The sequence below is a fragment of the Arthrobacter sp. YD2 genome, from assembly GCF_030410475.1.
Taxonomy (GTDB): domain Bacteria; phylum Actinomycetota; class Actinomycetes; order Actinomycetales; family Micrococcaceae; genus Arthrobacter_B; species Arthrobacter_B zhangbolii.
This window is the reverse complement of the sequence record NZ_JAUHHB010000001.1, coordinates 721,427-738,759: the sequence shown is the minus strand read 5'-3', so window position 1 is coordinate 738,759 and position 17,333 is coordinate 721,427. Positions and strand designations below refer to the sequence as shown.

The following is a 17,333-nucleotide window of genomic DNA, read 5'->3' as shown; positions in this document are numbered from 1 at the left end:
CACACTGTCACAGAAGGAGCAATCACATGATCCCCAGCGGCCTCACCACCGGAACCTGGAATTTCGACGCCTCACACAGCGAAGTCGGCTTCACCGTCCGGCACGCCGGCATCAGCAAGGTCCGCGGCAAGTTCGACAAGGTTGAAGCAACCCTGACTGTGGGCGAAACCATCGCAGACACCACGGTCACCGCTGTGATCGCTGCCGATTCCTTCAACTCCAATGACGCCAACCGCGACGGCCACGTCAAGGGCGCCGACTTCTTCGACGTCGAGCAGTTCCCGGAACTCACCTTCACCGCCACCGGCTTCGAAGGCTCCGGCGAAACCTACAAGGTCACCGGCGATCTGACCATCAAGGGCATCACCCGCACCGTGGTCCTGGATACCGAATTCAACGGCGTGGCCGTGGATCCCTTCGGCGCCACCCGCGCCGGCTTCTCCGCCAGCACCGTCATCAGCCGCAAGGACTTCGGCCTGACCTGGAACGCAGCGCTGGAGACCGGCGGCGTCCTCGTGGGCGACAAGGTCACCATCACCGTGGACGCCGCTTTCGTAGCCGCGTAGGCAGCACTCCCTCTTCAGCACAGCCCCCCGCCATCCGGCCGGGGGCTGTGCTGTTTCTTTTTGTGATGTCTTTTGGCACCCGGGCCGGGGATGAACTTCCCGCGGCCCCTGACCCTTGCCGGCCGGGCGCGCTAGGCTGGATATCTGGCTGCGGGGGTGCCCGGCCCCTGTGTGCCGACGGCACTTTCCCACCGGACCGCCTCTTCGATACCGACCAGCAGGCAGGTGGATATGAGTACACCAGAGAACAACCCTGATCCCGGGAACAATCCGCAGGTCCCGCCCGACCCCCGCCCGGGACCCCCGGGAGGCGCCGACGGTGCCGGAAACACTATTGGAAACCGGCCGGAGCCCCAATATGGCCAATACGCTTCAGGCCCCTACGGCTATCAGGCCGCCCAGCCATCCGGGTACGTCTCGCCGTCTTTCCCCGCCAAGCCTGCAAAGGGTCCGGCGCCCCGCGAGGTGCTTATCGGGTCCTGGCTCATTTTGGCTGCCGGTGCCCTGAGCTTCATCAACAACGTCATTACCTCGTTCGACCTTCCGTCCTTGCTGACTCCCGAGGAGCAGCAGACCATCACGGACGGCGGAATGGATGGCCAGAGCGTCAATTCCTTCCTCGTCTCGTTTGGCATTGTGGTAGCCGTGATCGGCCTGGGCTTCTACATTCTGATCGGGCTGATGGTGCGGCGTGGAAAGAACTGGGCCCGCATCCTGGGAACCGTCTTTGCCGCCTTCTCCCTGATCAGCATCGTCACCACCGCCGGCACGTATTTCAGCTCCCCCCTGGGCTTCCTGGCGCTGCTCTCCAGCCTGTTGGGGATCGCCGGGATTGTGCTGCTCTATCTGCCCGCGTCAAGACCATACTTCCGTTCTGCACCGCCCTACCCGTACTGACGGTGCCGGTCGCCAAAACAACTCAAAAGGGCGATGGAGAGTTTTCACCTCCGCAGGCCCGGGAAGCAGCCCGGAGGGGTCACATGCCGGTTATGCCCGCGTAGCGTTATGTCCTCCCCCGGTGAGAGCCAAGTTCACCGGAGGGTGCCGTTCCGCTGTGAAGGATGACCATGGCCGCACTGCTTCCGAACCCTCAAGCACCCAACTCCCAGACGCCGGCAGAGGACGCCCGACTCCCCCACGCGCCGCAGCAGCACGATCCTCCCGCTCCTCCCGCGCGCGACCGGGAAGGTGTCCTGGCCGTGAGGCGCCCGCTCCACCTTCGGACACCGGTGGATGGGGACAAACGGCCTCCTGCCGCTCCGGAGCGGACTGAACCTGTACTGCCGGATTGGCCGGCCGGTGGACCACGCACTGCATTCCTCTGGTTTGGTGCAGGCCTGGGGGCCGCTTTCGCCTGGATCGGCGCGGGACTGCGCTCAGCCTTCGCCTGGTTCCGGACCGGGCTGCATGCGGCTTTTACCTGGGTTGGGGCCGGGCTGGGTAGTGCCTACGCGTGGTTCCGCGAGGGAGCGCGTGCTGCGTATCTGTGGGGTCGCGGTATGGTCCGCGCCGGGGGTGCCCGGGTCCAGGCCGGCGCACGCACCACCGCCAGCCACGTTCACGCCGGAGCCGTCCGCGTCCGGGACGGCGCCCACGCAGCCTCCGTCCGCACCTCCAACACCGCCCGTGCAGGAGCTGTCCGGGTCCAGGCCGGTGCACGCACCACCGCCAGCCACATTCACGCCGGAGCCGTCCGCGTCCGGGACGGCGCCCACGCAGCCTCCGTCCGCACCTCCAACACCGCCCGCGCCGGAGCCCTCCGGGTCCAGGCCGGCGCACGCACCACCGCAAACCACGTCCACGCCGGAGCCGTCCGCGTCCGGGACGGTGCCCATGCAGCCTCCGTCCGCACCTCCAACACCGCCCGCGCCGGAGCCCTCCGGGTCCAGGCCGGCGCACGCACCACCGCAAACCACGTCCACGCCGGAGCCGTCCGCGTCCGGGACGGCGCCCACACAGCTGCCGTCCGCACCTCCAACACCGCCCGTGCAGGAGCTGTCCGGGTCCAGACCGGTGCACGCACCACCGCCAGCCACGTTCACGCCGGAGCCGTCCGTGTCCGGGACGGCGCCCACGCAGCCTCCGTCCGCACCTCCAACACCGCCCGCGCCGGAGCCGCTAAAGTCCGCACCGGCGCACGCACCACCGCCAACCACGTCCACGCCGGAGCTGTCCGCGTCCGTGCAGGTGCCCATGCAGCTGCCGTCCGCGCGTCCAACACTGCCCGCACCGGAGCCGCGCGGGTTCATGCCGGCGCCAGCGCGGCATCGACGCGGGTTGTTGCCGTGGCGCGCAGCCTGCAACGCAGGCTTCCGGCCCATACCGGCAACCCCGTTCCAGTCATAGTTGCCGCGTATGCCCTGATCGCCGGCGCGGGCATCATGAACCTGATGGCCACGCTGGCGGCCGTTGCACGGCTCCCGGGCAGTGACACCCTGCCGCCGTATCTAGGCCTGTTGGAGCGCTACGGCTTCAACGCATCCCTGTATAGCCGGATCCTTGCGGCCGTGGACGTCGCCTACGCAGTGGTGATTTTCGGGATTGCGATGCTGCTTGCCTCCTTGGTCCGGGACAAACGCCGGTGGGCGCGGGTGGCCTCCGCCGTGCTGGCCGCTGTCGCGCTTTTGTACTGCATCAACCTGGGCACGGGATGGCAGCTCGCCGCGGCGTGCCTCGCCGCGGCCGGGGCGGCGGCAACGTTCACAAAGGGAGCGGCACCTTGGTTCCGTCCGCGCACCCTGCAGACAGGCACCGTACGCGGCAGCAGCTAGCGTGCCAGGCGGGCGCGGGCATCCGATGCGATCTCGGATACCTGGGCCCGCTGCGCGTGATAGGCGAGGATCTGCAGCTCCGTGGCCATGTCCACTTTGCGGATCTGGACATTCTTGGGAGCCTGAAGCACCACGGGAGCAAAACTGAGGATGCTGGTAATTCCTGAAGCAACCAACCGGTCACAGAGCTCCTGCGCAACCTCGGCAGGCACCGAAAGAACCGCCATATTCGCCTCGGTCTTCTCGAGCTCCGCTTCCAACGCGGAAACGGGCCGGATCTTCAGTCCGCCGACCTCCTGGCCAATCATCGTCTGATCCGCGTCGAACAGGGCCACCACCTCGAAACCCCGTGTGCCAAACCCGGGGTACCCGGCCAGGGCGCGGCCAAGGTTGCCGGCACCGACAATGGCCACCCGCCAGTTCAGGGTTAGCCCCAGAGCAGCGGATATCTGTCCGCTCAGGTAGGAGACGTCATATCCAACTCCTCTGGTTCCGTAGGAGCCCAGATAGGACAGATCCTTACGCAGCATCGGGGAATTCACGCCAGCTGCTTCGGCGAGTTCCTCCGAGGAAACCCGCTCAATGCCGTCGGTCAGCATCACGGACAGGGCCCGCAGGTAGATGGTGAGGCGGGCCAGGGAAGCCGGCGGAATATGCCTCTTTGACCCTGCCGTGCCGGCCGCTGGCCTGCCAGTGCCGGCTGCTACGGGCTGCAACCCGGCGGCTTCGCCGGAACGGGCCTCGTCAGGATCCATCACGCCTCCAAAAGGCGCCGCAGCCGCATCTCGTCAATGGTCCAGAAATCACGTTGGATGCCGTCAATGAAGAGCACGGGAATCTCTTCGCCAAAGCGGGCGGCCAGTTCAGGCTCGTCATCCGCGCTGCGCTCCTGCCAGGCAACTCCCAGATCCTGCCCCACACGCTGAAGCACCACCCGGGCATCTTCGCACAGGTGGCAGCCCGGCCTGGTCAGGAGGACAACTTCCGGTGCTGCGGATTCACTCATGAATCCAAAATAGCCCCAAAGTCCCGTTTTTCCGCGCTCGGGCCGCGTTTTGCGTAGACTCGGATTATGCCCCGATCCACTGCTGTCCGAGCCAACGGAACCACTGGCGCGGCAGGCAGACCGGGTGAGGCCGCCTTCTTCGACGTCGACAACACGCTCATGCGCGGAGCAAGCCTTTTCCACGTCGGCCGCAAGATGTACCAGCGCAAAGTCTTTACCCTCCGCGAAGCCGCGGGCTTCGCCCGGAAACAACTGCGCTTCATCCTGCAGGGCGAGAACCTGAAGGACGTCCATTCCGTTCGGGACGCCGCGCTGGCCTTCGCTGTCGGCCTGTCCTCGGAAGATGTCCGGACGCTCGGCGAAGAGGTCTATGACGAGATGATTGTCTCGAAGATCTGGCCCGGCACCCGTGCCCTGACCGAACAGCATATGAAGTCCGGCCGGCCGGTCTGGCTGGTCACCGGCACACCCGTGGAGGTTGCCTCCGTCATCGCTTCCCGGCTGAACCTCACCGGCGCCCTGGGCACGGTCAGCGAGGTCACCGACGGGCTGTATACCGGCCGCCTTGTGGGCGAGTTCCTGCACGGCCCGGCGAAGGCAGCCGGTGTCCGGGCCCTGGCAGAGAAGGAAGGGCTGGATCTGCAGAACTGCTGGGCCTACAGCGACTCCTATAACGACGTGCCGCTGCTGAGCCTGGTGGGCCATCCCGTAGCCATCAATCCGGACGCCCGGCTCCGCCGCCACGCCCGGGACCGGAACTGGCCCATCTATGACTTCCGTTCCGGCCGCCGTGCCGCGACCCTGGGCCTGAAATCGGCCACAGTCGCCGGAGCGGCCTACGGCCTGTGGCGCGGCCTGGGCTGGGTCCGTTCGCGCTAACCGTTCGGGTCTGGGCCTGCTCCCGTCCCGCGCTTAGCGGTGGCATCTCCGTGAGTGGTCCACCGACGGCGCGGGGCTTAAAAACCGGAGCCCGCCTATCCACAAGGGACTGACGGGCTCTTGCGCAGTTGCGCGGATCCTGCGCGGGGCAGGGCCGGCAACTGACTGCGGTCGCTGAGAAGAAGTTATTACTTCTTATTGCGACGCTGGTGACGGGTCTTGCGAAGCAGTTTACGGTGCTTCTTCTTGGCCATACGCTTGCGGCGCTTCTTGATTACTGAACCCACAGAGTCCTCACAAACTATTAGGAGTCACCGGATCCTCTCCCTGCAGCCGTGGGCGCAGGGGTTGAACACCGGCAGTTACTTGCGATTGAAAACGTTCCTTAACAGGGTACAGCTTCGTTGCTGCAGAAATTGACAGCGGGAGCCTGAGCGCCGGAACGGCGGGATACGTGCAGCGTCACGGCTAGGCCGTGTCTGACCGCCGGTCTATGACCGCGTCACGCAGCACCTTCTGGACTGCCGACTCCGGCACCCGGTAGGAGCGTCCGAAGCGGACAGCAGGCAGGTCACCGGAGTGGACCAGCCGATACACCGTCATCTTCGAAACACGCATGACGTCGGCGACTTCCGACACCGTCAGAAACCGCACATCCGAGAAGTTCCCCTCGTCTGCCATCTATTCCTGTTCCTTTGCTCATTAAGCTGCTGCCCGCAGCAGCGGCATTCGCGGAACGCCTGAGGCTGAGGGACATCTTGTGGGGAAACACTTCACCGGACTTCCGGCGACGTATGTCACAGATGTCCCCGTATTGTCCCTACTGTAGTGGCTGAAGTAACCATAGTGGAAGTTCCTCCCGCCGGGTCAGCCGCCAAGTGGCGGAAGAGACCCTAGATCACACCCTGGGCCAGCATTGCGTCCGCGACTTTAACGAACCCGCTGATGTTCGCACCCACCACGTAATCCCCCGGAGACCCGTATTCCTCGGCGGTACGGGCGCAGCGCTCATGGATGTTGACCATGATCTCGCTAAGCCGCCGCTCCGTATGCTCGAAGGACCAGGAATCCCGGCTGGCATTCTGCTGCATCTCCAGCGCCGAGGTGGCGACACCGCCCGCATTGGCGGCCTTCCCCGGTCCGAACAGCACCCCGGCGCTTTGGAACGCACTGATGGCCGCGGGGGTGCAGGGCATGTTTGCGCCTTCGGCCACCGCACGCACACCGGATTTGATCAATGCCAGCGCATCGTCTTCATTCAGTTCGTTCTGCGTGGCGCAGGGCAGGGCGACGCCGGCTCCTGCATCCCAGATGGACCCGCCGGACACGTAGCGCACATGCGAACCGCGGCGCTGCGCATATTCGGAGATCCGTGCGCGCTCGGTTTCCTTGATCTGGCGCAGCAGCGGCACGTCAATGCCTTTTTCATCCACCACGTAACCGGAGGAATCCGAACACGCCACCACGGTGGCACCGAGCATCTGCGCCTTATCAATGGCGTTGATGGCCACATTGCCTGAACCGGAGACAATAACCCGCTGCCCGTCAAGGCTCATGCCCTTGGTCTTAAGCATCTCCTGCACAAACATCACGGCACCGTAGCCGGTTGCTTCCGGACGGACCAGGGAACCTCCCCAGCTCACGCCCTTGCCGGTGAGAACCCCGGATTCGTACCGGTTGGTGATGCGCTTGTACTGTCCGAACAGGTATCCGATCTCCCGTCCGCCCACACCGATATCACCGGCGGGGACGTCCGTGTATTCGCCGATGTGCCGGTACAGCTCGGTCATAAAGGACTGGCAGAAACGCATCACTTCGGCGTCGGATTTGCCGCGCGGATCAAAGTCCGAACCGCCTTTGCCTCCGCCGATGGGCATGCCGGTCAGCGCATTCTTGAAAATCTGTTCAAATCCGAGGAACTTGACGATGCCCAGGTAAACGGACGGATGGAAGCGCAGCCCGCCCTTGTACGGGCCCAGTGCTGAATTGAATTCCACCCGGAAGCCGCGGTTGATCTGGACCTGTCCCTTGTCATCGACCCAGGGCACCCGGAAAATGATCTGCCGTTCCGGCTCGCAGATCCGCTGCAGAATGGCCGCTTCGGCGAACTCCGGATGCTTGCGGAGCACGGGGGCGAGGGAGTCGAACACTTCCACCACCGCCTGGTGGAACTCCGTTTCGCCCGGATTCCGGCGGAATACGTCGTCGCGCACGCGTGTGAGTACACGTTCCATATGCTGTTGCTCCTTATGCGTCTGGTTCTCCCCCGGTACGCACTACGCTAATACCGCGTCCGCCAAGGCGCGATGCGGGGCGTAACGAAGGCGCGCAAAAGTCCCGCCTACGGGCGGCGGCGGCGGAACTTGGGCAGCTGGCCCAGAAGGTCCGCGGCACGTTCTGCCGCACGGCCCACGGTCCGGCCGAGGTGGACACCGGCGTCGACCGGCAGCGGCCTGGGCTCGGCTGCACCGGATACCAGCGCACTTGAAGCTGCAGCGGCGGCGCTCTGTGCGGGACCGGCGGACACGGCGGCCAGACGGGGCGCCTGCTCCGTCATGGAGGGCAGGCTGAAGGCGCGCAGCCACAGCGCCAGCTCCTCCAGCGGCGCGGCCTGCAGGGAGTAGTACCGCCGCTGGCCTTCGGCCCGCATGGTGACGAGTCCGGCTTCGCGGAGCACCTTCAGGTGCTTGGAAACGGTGGGCTGGCTGACCTCCAGTTCCTCCACCAGTGTTCCCACCGATTTGTCGCCCGTACGCAGGGCGCCCAGGATCTCCCGGCGCGTTCCTTCCGCGATCACTGCAAATACATCGTCAAAGACCATGGGAATTACCCTAACCGCATATGTCTGGCGCGGCATACCGGTGTGACGCGGGTCTAATCAAACCAGGGATCCAGCCCGTGCAGCGGGAACAACTCCTTACGCGTGGACATGACGGTCCGGTCAATCTCATCATTGGGGTCGTATCCGACTTCCCAGGACCGCCACCAGAGATCCACCCCGTCCCCCATCGTCTCCCCGCACCTGACCCCGTGCTTCTCCAGCACATAATCGCGCCAGGCGGCGGGCAGCGGGGTAGCCGGGCGCACCGTGCCGTTGACGGCCACCGACATCAGGAGCGCCCAGGAGCGGGGCACTACCGAGGCCACGTTGTACCCGCCGCCGCCGGTGGCGATCCAGCGCCCATCACACAGCCTGCCGGCCAGATCGCTGATGGTCAGGGCGGCCTGCCGCTGCGCCTCGACACTGATCCGCAGGCTGGTCAGCGGATCATCGGTGTGGCTGTCGCAGCCGTGCTGGCTGACAATGACTTCCGGGGCGAAGGCCTCGGTGAGCTGCGGCACGACGGCGTGGAAGGCCCGCAGCCAACCGGCGTCGGAGGTGCGGGCGGGCAGGGCAATGTTCACCGCAGTGCCTTCGGCACCCTTGCCGCCGGTTTCGTTGGCGAACCCCGTGCCGGGGAACAGCGTCAGTCCGCTTTCATGCAGTGAAATGGTCATCACGCGCGGGTCGTCCCAGAAAATGTTCTGTGTGCCGTCACCGTGGTGGGCGTCGACGTCGATGTACACCACCCGTTGCACGCCCTTGGCCAGCAGACGTGCGACGGCGGCCGCGGCGTCGTTATAGATGCAGAAACCGGACGCCTTCGCGCGCCCGGCATGGTGCATCCCGCCCGAAAAGTTCACTGCGTGCAGCACGCTGCCGGACAGCACGGCATCCGCTGCAGCCAGGGACCCGCCCACCAGCCGCGCACTGGCCTCATGCATCCCGGCGAACGCCGGAGTGTCTTCGGTGCCCAGGCCCATGCCTTGGTCGCTGCCGGCCGGATCCGCACTGGCAGCCTGTACGGCACTGACGTATTCATAACTGTGCACGGTCAATAGGTCCGCAGCGGCGGCGACGTAGGGCTGTTCCAGCCGCACCCCCTCGACGTCGAACAGTCCTACCTCCCGGGCCAGCCGGGCGGTGAGTTCAAGGCGTGCCGGGGCCATCGGATGCCCCTGCCCGAAGTTGTAGGCCAGCAGGGATTCATCCCAGACAATGCACGTTGGCATAACGGGAAGGCTGAGCCCGGAACTGATCATGCAGACAGGCTACGCGATGTGGGGGTTACCCTGATATTGGTGTCCGCGCGCATCCGCCGGATCAGGAGTTTTACCCGCCCCATCTGTTGTGCTGAATTCTCAACCGTGCGCACTCCCTGCGGACAAGAACTGGAACTGGAACGACTTGAATATGCCATTGCCTCCGCAGCGTCCGCTGCGCACGGAGCAACGCACCGGCCCCGCGGTCCTTACCGGGATCCGGGACTTCGCTGCAGGCGTGTTCAGCGGCCGGCCGGCACGGCTGGCACTGTTTGTCTTCATCCTCGTCATCCTCCTTTTCACCGCACTGCTGAGCCTGCCGGCAGCCTCCAGCAGCGGCGAGCCCGCGCCCCTGCATGACGCGTTCTTCACGGCGGTCTCCGCCGTCTGCGTCACCGGACTCACCGTGGTGTCCACCGCCACGTACTGGTCCGCCTTCGGGCAGGTCATGATCCTGATCGCCATCCAGGTGGGCGGACTGGGCATCCTCACCCTGGCATCCCTTCTGGCCCTGGCCGTCAACAAACGCCTCGGCGTCCGTGGAAAGCTTCTTGCCCAGGAAGGCATGAACACCGGCCGGCTGGGCGAGGTGGGCCACCTGCTCCGCATCGTCTTCAGCACCGCCGTCATCATTGAACTGGCACTGGCGCTGGTCCTGGCGCCCCGCTTCATGATCCTGGGCGAATCCTTCGGCCAGGCCGTCTGGCACGCCGTGTTTTACTCAATCTCAGCCTTCAACAACGCCGGATTCACCCCGCACTCCGACGGCCTGGTGCCCTATGACGAGGACCTGTGGATCCTCATCCCCCTGATGGTGGGCGTCTTCATCGGCTCCCTCGGCTTCCCGGTGATCATGGTGCTCATCAGCACCCGGCACCGCATCAGCAAATGGAACCTGCACACCAAGCTGACCGTGCTGGTCTCCCTGATCCTGCTGGTGGTGGGAGCCCTGGTCTGGGCCGCCTTCGAATGGTTCAACACCCGCACCATCGGTGACCTGTCCGTGGGGGACAAAATCATCCACGCCATTTTCGCTTCCGTCATGACACGCTCCGGCGGCTTCAACCTGGTGTCCATGTCCGATCTGGACTCCAGCACCCTGCTGGTCACGGACATGCTGATGTTTGCCGGCGGCGGCTCGGCGTCAACGGCCGGCGGCATCAAGGTCACCACCATTGCGGTCCTGTTCCTCGCCATTGTGGCCGAGGCGCGCGGCGATGCCGATGTGCGTGCCTTCGGCCGGACCATTCCGCAGAGCGCCATGCGCGTGGCCATTTCCGTAACCATCCTGGGCGCCACTCTGGTGGCAGTGGCCACCCTGGCACTGCTGGTGATTACCGATGAGACCCTGCAGCCGGTGCTGTTCGAGGTGATCTCCGCCTTTGCCACGGTGGGCCTGAGTACCGGGCTCAGCGAGATACTGCCGCCGTCGGGCAAATACGTGCTTGCCCTGCTTATGTTTGCCGGCCGCGTCGGTACCATCACCCTCGCCGCGGCGCTGGCAGTACGCCAGCGCACTACGCTTTATCACTTCCCCGAAGAAAGGCCGATCATTGGCTGACAGACCCGCCCACAACGCCCCGGTACTGGTCATTGGACTGGGCCGCTTCGGCGCCGCCACCGCAGAGCAGCTGGTCCGCCAGGGCCGTGAAGTCCTGGCCGTGGAACGCGACCCCGAGCTGGTACAGAAGGCCTCCGGCATCCTCACCCACGTGGTGCAGGCCGACGCCACCAACATTGAGGCGCTCAAGCAGCTGGGCGCCGAGGACTTCTCCGCCGCCGTGGTGGGCGTGGGCACTTCGATCGAGTCCAGCGTGCTGATCACCGTAAACCTGGTGGACCTGGGCATTGAACACCTGTGGGTCAAGGCCATCACCCCTGCCCACGGGAAGATCCTCACCCGGATCGGGGCCAACCACGTTATTTACCCTGAAGCCGACGCCGGACGCCGCGCCGCACACCTGGTGGGCGGCCGGATGCTTGACTTCATCGAATTCGACGACGGCTTCGCCATTGTCAAAATGCATCCGCCCAAGGAAACCCAGGGCTTTACCCTGGGCGAGGCGAACGTCCGGGCCAAGTACGGCGTCACCGTGGTCGGCGTGAAATCCCCGGGCGAGGATTTCACCTACGCACAGCCGGACACGAAGGTCTCCAGCCGCGACACCCTGATTGTGGCCGGCCACGTGGACCTGCTGGAACGCTTCGCCGCACGGCCCTAGGCTGCTGCGGGCGACCGCGCCGGCCGCCGACTCCGGTGGTGAGCCGGCGCGGGTAGTGAGCCGGCGCGGGTAGTGAGCCGGCGCGGGTAGTGAGTCCGCCCTAGGCGGTGAGCTGGGCCGTGATTTCCTCGGCACGGGCCGCCGCCGCACGGGCACCAGCCTCAATAATGCCGGGCAGGTCCTGCTCGTCGAAGGTCCTGATGGCCGCTTCGGTGGTGCCGTTGGGGCTGGTGACACCACGCCGCAGAGCCGGAGCGTCCGCATCGGGCTCAGCGAGCATGTACCCGGCACCTGCCACGGTTTCGCGGGCCAGGAGGGCCGAAAGGTCGGGGTCCAGCCCGAGTTCGACGCCGGCCCGTGCCATGGCTTCGGCCAGATAGAACGCGTATGCGGGGCCCGAGCCGCTGACAGCGGACACTGCATCAACCTGGTCTTCGGGAACTTCCACCACCGTGCCGGTCGCCGAGAGGACCTGCCGGGCCAGTTCCATGGCCTCAGGGCCGGCGGAGCTGCCCGCGGAAATCGACACCACGCCGCGGCCCAGCCGCGAGGGTGTGTTCGGCATGGCCCGGATCACGGGCTGGCCCGCGGGAAGGAGCTCTTCCATCAGCACCAGCGGCACGGCGGCCGCCACACTGAGGACGACGGCGGTTGCGGGAAGAGCCGTGGAAATCTCACGCAGCAGGTCCGCCACACCGACGGGCTTAACGCCCACGATCACCAGATCGGCACCGGCCACCGCCTTGGCGTTTGCGGCCGGATCCTCGCTCCCGGCCAGCACCGTGACTCCGTGGGCCGACCTGAGCTCCGCGGCACGCTCCGCGCGCCGGACCGTGGCCGTGACCTGCTCCGGTGCCAGCCCGCCGGCAAGGATGCCGCCAAGAATTGCTTCGTTCATCGAGCCGCAGCCCAGGAATGTCAGTCGGGGGTTCTGTGCGCTGTCCATGGCTTCGATTCTGTCATGCGGCGCTCCGGAGAGTGTCCCCGGGGCGTTCCCGGGTCACTAGCGGGAGACCGGCGCCTTGGGGCGCAGATGCTCCCGGGCAAACTCGAGGGTCTGCTTGAGTTGTTCCTCGCGCCCCCCGGCCCCCTTGGCCTTCCGGGTGCTGACCTCAATGGCCACCACCCCCTTGAAATCGTTGTCCGCCAGGTAGGAGAGCGCTTCGGCACAGCGCTGGGTTCCCTCTCCGGGAAGCAGGTGCTCGTCCTTGCCGTTGGGCGTGCCGTCGGTGAGGTGAACGTGGCTGAGCCGGTCGCCAAGTTTGCGGATTTCCTCGAAGGAGTCCATTCCGGCGATTGCGGCGTGGGAGAAGTCCCAGGTCACGTGCTCGTAGGGTTCCGGCACCGGGTTCCAGTGCGGCAGGTAGGCCTTGGCTTCCCGTCCGCGGACGCGCCACGGATACATGTTTTCCACGGCGATGGTGACGCCGTACTGCTCCGCGATGTTGCGCACACCTTCGGCGAAATTCTCTGCGTAACCGGTCTGCCAGCGGAACGGCGGATGGGTCACCACGGTGGAGGCGCCGACCTCTGCGGCCATTGCGGCGGAGAGCTCAATCTTGGTCCAGGCCTTCCCCCACACCTGCTGGGTCAGCAGGAGCGTAGGTGCGTGGATTGCCATGATCGGCTGCTGGTACCGTTCGCTGAGCCCGCGGAGGGTGTCCGGGTTCTGGCTGATCTGGCTGTTGGTGACCATGACTTCCACGCCGTCGTAGCCGAGGTCGTTGGCTACCGCGAAAGCATCGTGCACGGAGAGCGGATAGACCGACGCACTGGAGAGCGCCACCGGGATGGTGGCGGGCTCGGTCGCTGGCAGTGGTGAGGTGGGCATTTAGCTGGGCTTTCCGTTGGGGGAAATTCCGTGGACAGCTGACGGGGCGGGCGCTGCCGCGGCGGCCACGAGGAATTCCTCGCCTTCGGCCGGGCCTCGGGGCAGCTCGCCGGGAGTTTCAAAGCGCAGGGTGTCGAAGCGTCGCAGGATCAGGCCCTCGCGGAGGGCCCAAGGGCAGATCCGCAGGACGGGGACGTCGAAGGCTTCCATGGCCGCCTGCGCCACAAGGGCACCGGCGAGCATCTGCGGGGCACGCAGCGCGGAAACGCCGTCCAGCCTGGACCGGTCCCGGGCACTCATCGCGCCGAGCTGCTTGGTCCAGACGGACAGGTCATCGCGGCTGAGCCTGCGGCGGACAAAGGGACCGGCAGCGGACGGCGCCGCGCCGGCAATCCGGGCCAGCGAACGGAAGGTCTTGGACGTTCCGGTCACCAGGTCCGGCCGGCCGAAAGGCGCGAATTCCTCGGCCGCTTCCCGGACCAGTTCCCTGATGTACTTGCGCAGCTTCTTGATGCTTTTGGGGGTGGGCGGGTCTTCGGGGAGCCAGTCCCGGGTCAGCCGGCCGGCACCGAGCGGAAGGGACCGGGCGATCTCCGGCAGTTCATCCGCCCCGAGTGCCATCTCAAAGGAGCCGCCCCCGATGTCCAGGTCAAGGATGGTTCCGGCGCCCCAGCCGTACCAGCGCCGGGTTGCCAGGAACGTCATGGCTGCTTCGTCCGCGCCGGAGAGTTCCTCCAGCCGCACCGGGGTTTCCCGGTGTACCCGGTCCAGCACCCGGGTACCGTTGGCGGCCTCGCGGATGGCCGAGGTGGAAAACGCCAGCAGGTCCTGCGCACCGTGCCGGCGGGCGAAGTCCCAGGCTTCGTTGACGAAGCCGATCAGTTCCAGCTGGCCTGCCTCGCTGACGGCACCGTCCGCATCCAGGTAGGAGACCAGCTGGAGCGGGCGTTTGTGCGAGGCGAACGGGACCGGGCGGGCACCGGGATGCGCGTCCACCAGCAGCAGGTGGACGGTGTTGGACCCGATGTCGAGGACGCCTAGGCGCATGTTCCCATTATCGCTCTACCCCGCACGCTACTTCTTCGCCGCAGCCTTCTTGGGGGCCGCACGCTTCCGGGCCGGCTTCTTGGCCGGTCCCTTTTCGCGCTTCTCCGCCAGCAGCTCGATGGCCTGTTCCCGGGTGAGCTCCTCGATTGCGGTGGAGCGGGGCACCGTGATGTTCGTGATGCCGTCGGTGATGTAGGGACCGAAGCGGCCGTCCTTGACCACAATGGGCTTCTCGGACACGGGATCGGTGCCGAACTCGGCCAGCGGTGCCGCGGCCTGCCGGCCCCCGCGCTGCTTGGGCTGGGAGTAGATCTCCAGTGCCTGTTCCAGGGTGATCGTGAAGATTTCCTCTTCAGTGCCGATGGAGCGCGAGTCGGTGCCCTTCTTCAGATACGGGCCGAAGCGCCCGTTCTGCACGGTGATCTCGTTGCCCTCGGCGTCGGTGCCCAGGACGCGCGGCAGCTTCATCAGCTTCAGCGCTTCCTCAAGCGTGACCGTTTCCACGCTCATGGACTTGAACAGCGAACCGGTGCGCGGCTTGACCTTCACCGGCTTCTTCGGGGGCTTGGGCTTGCCGTTCTTGTAGTACTCCACCGGCTGGTTGGCCAGTTCCTCTTCAGTGGGCTCCGGAATGAGCTCAATGACGTACGGACCGTAACGGCCGTTGCGCGCCACGATGGTGCGGCCGGTCTCCGGATCGGTGCCGAGCACGCGTTCCTCGGGGGCTGCCGTTTCCATGAGTTCGATGGCCTTGGCGGCGGTCAGCTCGTCCGGCGCCAGGTCCTCGGGCACGTTGGCCCGCTCCGGTTCGGTTCCCTCCGGAGCGTCGGCGGGCAGCGGGCGTTCCAAGTAGGGGCCGAACTTGCCCACGCGCAGCACAATGCCGTCGGCAATCTCGATGGAGTTGATCGCCTTGGCATCAATCTCGCCCAGGTCGTTGACGATGGTGTGCAGGCCGGTCTCGACGCGGTCGCCGTAGTAGAACTGGTTCAGCCATTCCACGCGTCCGGCCTCGCCGCGGGCAATGCGGTCCAGGTCCTCTTCGAGCTCGGCGGTGAAGTCGTAATCCACGTAGTCGGTGAAGTGCTCCTCCAGGAGGCGGACCACAGAGAACGCAATCCAGCTCGGCACCAGCGCCTGGCCGCGGCTGGTGACGTAGCCGCGGTCCATGATGGTGGAAATGGTGGCTGCATAGGTGGACGGACGTCCGATGCCGAGCTCTTCCAGCATTTTCACCAGGGACGCTTCAGTGAAGCGCGGCGGCGGGGAGGTTTCGTGCCCGTTGGCGGCAATGTCCGTGCCGGTCAGCCGGTCATCGGCCTTCAGCACCGGAAGACGGGCGCCCTCGGTGCCCTCGGCGTCGTCGTCCTCGCGCACGGCGTCGCGGCCCTCTTCATAGGCCGCCATAAAGCCGCGGAAGGTGATGACCGTGCCGGAGGCCGAGAACTCGGCGTCGCGGCCGTCCGTGGAGACGGCGCCGAGGCGCACGGAAGCAGTGGAGCCCTTGGCATCCGCCATCTGCGAGGCGACGGTACGCTTCCAGATCAGCTCGTAAAGCTTGAATTCATCGCCGCGCAGCGAGGACGCCACCTGCGCCGGGGTCCGGAAGGAATCACCGGCGGGGCGGATGGCCTCGTGGGCTTCCTGGGCGTTCTTGGACTTGCCCTTGTAGATACGCCGCGCGTCGGGCACATATTCGGGACCGTAGAGTTCTGAGGCCTGCCGGCGGGCAGCGTTGATCGCCTGGTCCGACAGCGCCGGGGAATCGGTACGCATATAGGTGATGTAGCCGTTTTCATACAGCCGCTGGGCCACCTGCATGGTCACCCGCGAGGAGAACCGCAGCTTGCGGCCCGCTTCCTGCTGCAGGGTGGAGGTGGTGAACGGTGCCGCGGGGCGCCGGGTGTAGGGCTTGGTGTCCACCGAACGGACGGTAAACGCTGCCGATTCCAGTCCGGCGGCCAGCGAAACGGCCGAGGCCTCATCCAGGTGGACGGCGGTCTTGGACTTCAGCTCACCGCGGTCGGTGAAATCCTTGCCGGTGGCCACGCGGGCGCCGTCAACGGATACCAGGCGGGCTTTGAACTTCTCCGCAGCCTCGGTGGCGAAGGTACCGATCAGGTCCCAGTACGACGCCGGGCGGAACGCCATGCGCTCACGCTCACGCTCAACCACCAGCCGGGTGGCCACGGACTGCACACGGCCGGCGGAAAGACCGCGGGCAACCTTACGCCAGAGCACGGGGGAAATCTCGTAGCCGTACAGGCGGTCAAGGATGCGCCGGGTTTCCTGGGCATCCACCATGGCGACGTCGACGTCGCGCATCTCCAGCAAAGCGCGCTGGATTGCCTCACGGGTGATTTCGGGGAACGTCAGGCGGTGAACCGGAACCTTGGGCTTGAGCACCTGCAGGAGGTGCCACGCAATGGCCTCGCCTTCACGGTCACCGTCAGTTGCGAGGTAAAGTTCGTCGGCGTCCTTGAGGGCGGCCTTGAGTTCGGCCACCTTCTTCTTTTTGTCCGCGGACACCACGTAATACGGCTCAAAGTCCTTATCCAGGTCCACTGCGAACTTGCCGACAGCCGTCTTTTTCAGCTCGGCAGGCAGGTCGGAGGGCTGGGGAAGGTCACGGATATGTCCCATGGACGCCGTCACCTCGAAACCTTCGCCGAGGTACCCGGCGATGGTCTTGCCCTTGGCCGGAGACTCGACAATTACAAGCTTCTTCTTGCCGGTCTTCTTGTCCGTAGCCTTAACTGGCACTGTTCTCCTACGTAACGGGTGGTTCAAATGAGTGGGGCTGCTTTAATCCCGGGTGTCCGGCGCATCTCCGATTCGGGCATCGAGTCCGGCTCATCCACAGACAGTATGCGCGATGCCCCAGCACTAGGGTAACCGGAAAGCACCGAAGGTACGTTCCGACGCCCT

General features: G+C 65.8%; 17 protein-coding genes. 6 read left to right on the top strand and 11 right to left on the bottom strand.

What is annotated here, in order from left to right; all coding sequences use genetic code 11:
• Window positions 1–26: 26 nt before the first annotated feature.
• The 3 genes from QWJ37_RS03635 to QWJ37_RS03625 all read left to right on the top strand — a co-directional run bounded on the left by QWJ37_RS03635 (window position 27) and on the right by QWJ37_RS03625 (window position 3,337).
• Window positions 27–566: a YceI family protein gene (locus tag QWJ37_RS03635; protein WP_290244149.1), complete on the top strand. Its 540-nt coding sequence runs from the start codon at window positions 27–29 to the stop codon at window positions 564–566.
• 231 nt (window positions 567–797) lie between these two features.
• Window positions 798–1,463, top strand: a complete 666-nt coding sequence (locus tag QWJ37_RS03630; protein WP_290244146.1) for a hypothetical protein — start codon at window positions 798–800, stop codon at window positions 1,461–1,463.
• A 602-nt stretch (window positions 1,464–2,065) separates the two neighbouring features.
• Window positions 2,066–3,337: a hypothetical protein gene (locus tag QWJ37_RS03625; RefSeq protein WP_290244145.1), complete on the top strand. Its 1,272-nt coding sequence runs from the start codon at window positions 2,066–2,068 to the stop codon at window positions 3,335–3,337.
• Here QWJ37_RS03625 and QWJ37_RS03620 read toward each other — a convergent pair.
• Both QWJ37_RS03620 and QWJ37_RS03615 read right to left on the bottom strand, forming a co-directional pair.
• Window positions 3,334–4,092: a redox-sensing transcriptional repressor Rex gene (locus tag QWJ37_RS03620; RefSeq protein ID WP_227902474.1), complete on the bottom strand. Its 759-nt coding sequence runs from the start codon at window positions 4,090–4,092 to the stop codon at window positions 3,334–3,336. The two genes, QWJ37_RS03625 and QWJ37_RS03620, sit on opposite strands and share 4 nt — an antisense overlap.
• Window positions 4,092–4,343 carry a glutaredoxin family protein gene (locus QWJ37_RS03615; protein WP_290244143.1) on the bottom strand — a complete coding sequence of 84 codons (252 nt, stop codon included), beginning with the start codon at window positions 4,341–4,343 and terminating at the stop codon, window positions 4,092–4,094. The genes QWJ37_RS03620 and QWJ37_RS03615 overlap by 1 nt, the downstream gene beginning before the upstream one ends.
• Window positions 4,344–4,409: 66 nt before the next feature.
• Between QWJ37_RS03615 and QWJ37_RS03610 the strand changes: the two genes are divergently transcribed.
• Window positions 4,410–5,222: an HAD-IB family hydrolase gene (locus QWJ37_RS03610; RefSeq protein WP_227902478.1), complete on the top strand. Its 813-nt coding sequence runs from the start codon at window positions 4,410–4,412 to the stop codon at window positions 5,220–5,222.
• Between the two features lie 188 nt (window positions 5,223–5,410).
• Here the strand turns inward: QWJ37_RS03610 and QWJ37_RS03605 are convergent, their stop codons facing one another.
• The 5 genes from QWJ37_RS03605 to QWJ37_RS03585 form a co-directional block, all read right to left on the bottom strand.
• Window positions 5,411–5,509: an AURKAIP1/COX24 domain-containing protein gene (locus QWJ37_RS03605; RefSeq protein WP_003792170.1), complete on the bottom strand. Its 99-nt coding sequence runs from the start codon at window positions 5,507–5,509 to the stop codon at window positions 5,411–5,413.
• 181 nt (window positions 5,510–5,690) lie between these two features.
• On the bottom strand, window positions 5,691–5,903 hold the full coding sequence (locus tag QWJ37_RS03600) for a helix-turn-helix domain-containing protein (RefSeq protein WP_227902479.1): 213 nt from the start codon (window positions 5,901–5,903) through the stop codon (window positions 5,691–5,693).
• Window positions 5,904–6,115: 212 nt separating this feature from the next.
• Window positions 6,116–7,456, bottom strand: a complete 1,341-nt coding sequence (gdhA, locus tag QWJ37_RS03595; RefSeq protein ID WP_227902480.1) for an NADP-specific glutamate dehydrogenase — start codon at window positions 7,454–7,456, stop codon at window positions 6,116–6,118.
• A gap of 107 nt (window positions 7,457–7,563) precedes the next feature.
• Window positions 7,564–8,043, bottom strand: coding sequence for a metalloregulator ArsR/SmtB family transcription factor (locus tag QWJ37_RS03590; RefSeq protein WP_227902482.1), 480 nt, complete (start codon window positions 8,041–8,043; stop codon window positions 7,564–7,566).
• Between the two features lie 53 nt (window positions 8,044–8,096).
• On the bottom strand, window positions 8,097–9,305 hold the full coding sequence (locus tag QWJ37_RS03585) for an acetoin utilization protein AcuC (protein ID WP_290244138.1): 1,209 nt from the start codon (window positions 9,303–9,305) through the stop codon (window positions 8,097–8,099).
• A 151-nt stretch (window positions 9,306–9,456) separates the two neighbouring features.
• Here QWJ37_RS03585 and QWJ37_RS03580 point away from each other — a divergent pair, with 151 nt between their 5' ends.
• Window positions 9,457–10,866 carry a potassium transporter TrkG gene (locus QWJ37_RS03580; protein WP_227902485.1) on the top strand — a complete coding sequence of 470 codons (1,410 nt, stop codon included), beginning with the start codon at window positions 9,457–9,459 and terminating at the stop codon, window positions 10,864–10,866.
• Window positions 10,859–11,527: a TrkA family potassium uptake protein gene (locus QWJ37_RS03575; protein ID WP_227902487.1), complete on the top strand. Its 669-nt coding sequence runs from the start codon at window positions 10,859–10,861 to the stop codon at window positions 11,525–11,527. Before QWJ37_RS03580 ends, QWJ37_RS03575 begins: the two co-directional genes overlap by 8 nt.
• A 100-nt stretch (window positions 11,528–11,627) precedes the next feature.
• Here the strand turns inward: QWJ37_RS03575 and proC are convergent, their stop codons facing one another.
• The 4 genes from proC to topA are packed head-to-tail and all read right to left on the bottom strand — an operon-like array spanning window position 11,628 to window position 17,168.
• Window positions 11,628–12,473: a pyrroline-5-carboxylate reductase gene (proC, locus tag QWJ37_RS03570; RefSeq protein ID WP_290244136.1), complete on the bottom strand. Its 846-nt coding sequence runs from the start codon at window positions 12,471–12,473 to the stop codon at window positions 11,628–11,630.
• 57 nt (window positions 12,474–12,530) lie between these two features.
• The gene (locus QWJ37_RS03565) at window positions 12,531–13,358 is read right to left on the bottom strand and encodes a sugar phosphate isomerase/epimerase (RefSeq protein WP_227928593.1); all 828 of its coding nucleotides are present in this window, start codon (window positions 13,356–13,358) and stop codon (window positions 12,531–12,533) included.
• On the bottom strand, window positions 13,359–14,405 hold the full coding sequence (locus QWJ37_RS03560) for a Ppx/GppA family phosphatase (RefSeq protein ID WP_227902491.1): 1,047 nt from the start codon (window positions 14,403–14,405) through the stop codon (window positions 13,359–13,361).
• Between the two features lie 27 nt (window positions 14,406–14,432).
• Entirely contained in the window at window positions 14,433–17,168 is a 2,736-nt protein-coding gene (topA, locus tag QWJ37_RS03555) for a type I DNA topoisomerase (RefSeq protein ID WP_227902492.1), read from the bottom strand.
• Between the last annotated feature and the right edge of the window lie 165 nt (window positions 17,169–17,333).

Bases quoted from the DNA above. Each gene is read 5' to 3' on its own strand.
- QWJ37_RS03635 (WP_290244149.1), top strand. From the start codon at position 27: ATGATCCCCAGCGGCCTCACCACCGGAACCTGGAATTTCGACGCCTCA.
- QWJ37_RS03630 (WP_290244146.1), top strand. From the start codon at position 798: ATGAGTACACCAGAGAACAACCCTGATCCCGGGAACAATCCGCAGGTC.
- QWJ37_RS03625 (WP_290244145.1), top strand. From the start codon at position 2,066: ATGGTCCGCGCCGGGGGTGCCCGGGTCCAGGCCGGCGCACGCACCACC.
- QWJ37_RS03620 (WP_227902474.1), bottom strand. From the start codon at position 4,092: ATGGATCCTGACGAGGCCCGTTCCGGCGAAGCCGCCGGGTTGCAGCCC.
- QWJ37_RS03615 (WP_290244143.1), bottom strand. From the start codon at position 4,343: ATGAGTGAATCCGCAGCACCGGAAGTTGTCCTCCTGACCAGGCCGGGC.
- QWJ37_RS03610 (WP_227902478.1), top strand. From the start codon at position 4,410: ATGCCCCGATCCACTGCTGTCCGAGCCAACGGAACCACTGGCGCGGCA.
- QWJ37_RS03600 (WP_227902479.1), bottom strand. From the start codon at position 5,903: ATGGCAGACGAGGGGAACTTCTCGGATGTGCGGTTTCTGACGGTGTCG.
- gdhA (WP_227902480.1), bottom strand. From the start codon at position 7,456: ATGGAACGTGTACTCACACGCGTGCGCGACGACGTATTCCGCCGGAAT.
- QWJ37_RS03590 (WP_227902482.1), bottom strand. From the start codon at position 8,043: ATGGTCTTTGACGATGTATTTGCAGTGATCGCGGAAGGAACGCGCCGG.
- QWJ37_RS03585 (WP_290244138.1), bottom strand. From the start codon at position 9,305: ATGATCAGTTCCGGGCTCAGCCTTCCCGTTATGCCAACGTGCATTGTC.
- QWJ37_RS03580 (WP_227902485.1), top strand. From the start codon at position 9,457: ATGCCATTGCCTCCGCAGCGTCCGCTGCGCACGGAGCAACGCACCGGC.
- proC (WP_290244136.1), bottom strand. From the start codon at position 12,473: ATGGACAGCGCACAGAACCCCCGACTGACATTCCTGGGCTGCGGCTCG.
- QWJ37_RS03565 (WP_227928593.1), bottom strand. From the start codon at position 13,358: ATGCCCACCTCACCACTGCCAGCGACCGAGCCCGCCACCATCCCGGTG.
- QWJ37_RS03560 (WP_227902491.1), bottom strand. From the start codon at position 14,405: ATGCGCCTAGGCGTCCTCGACATCGGGTCCAACACCGTCCACCTGCTG.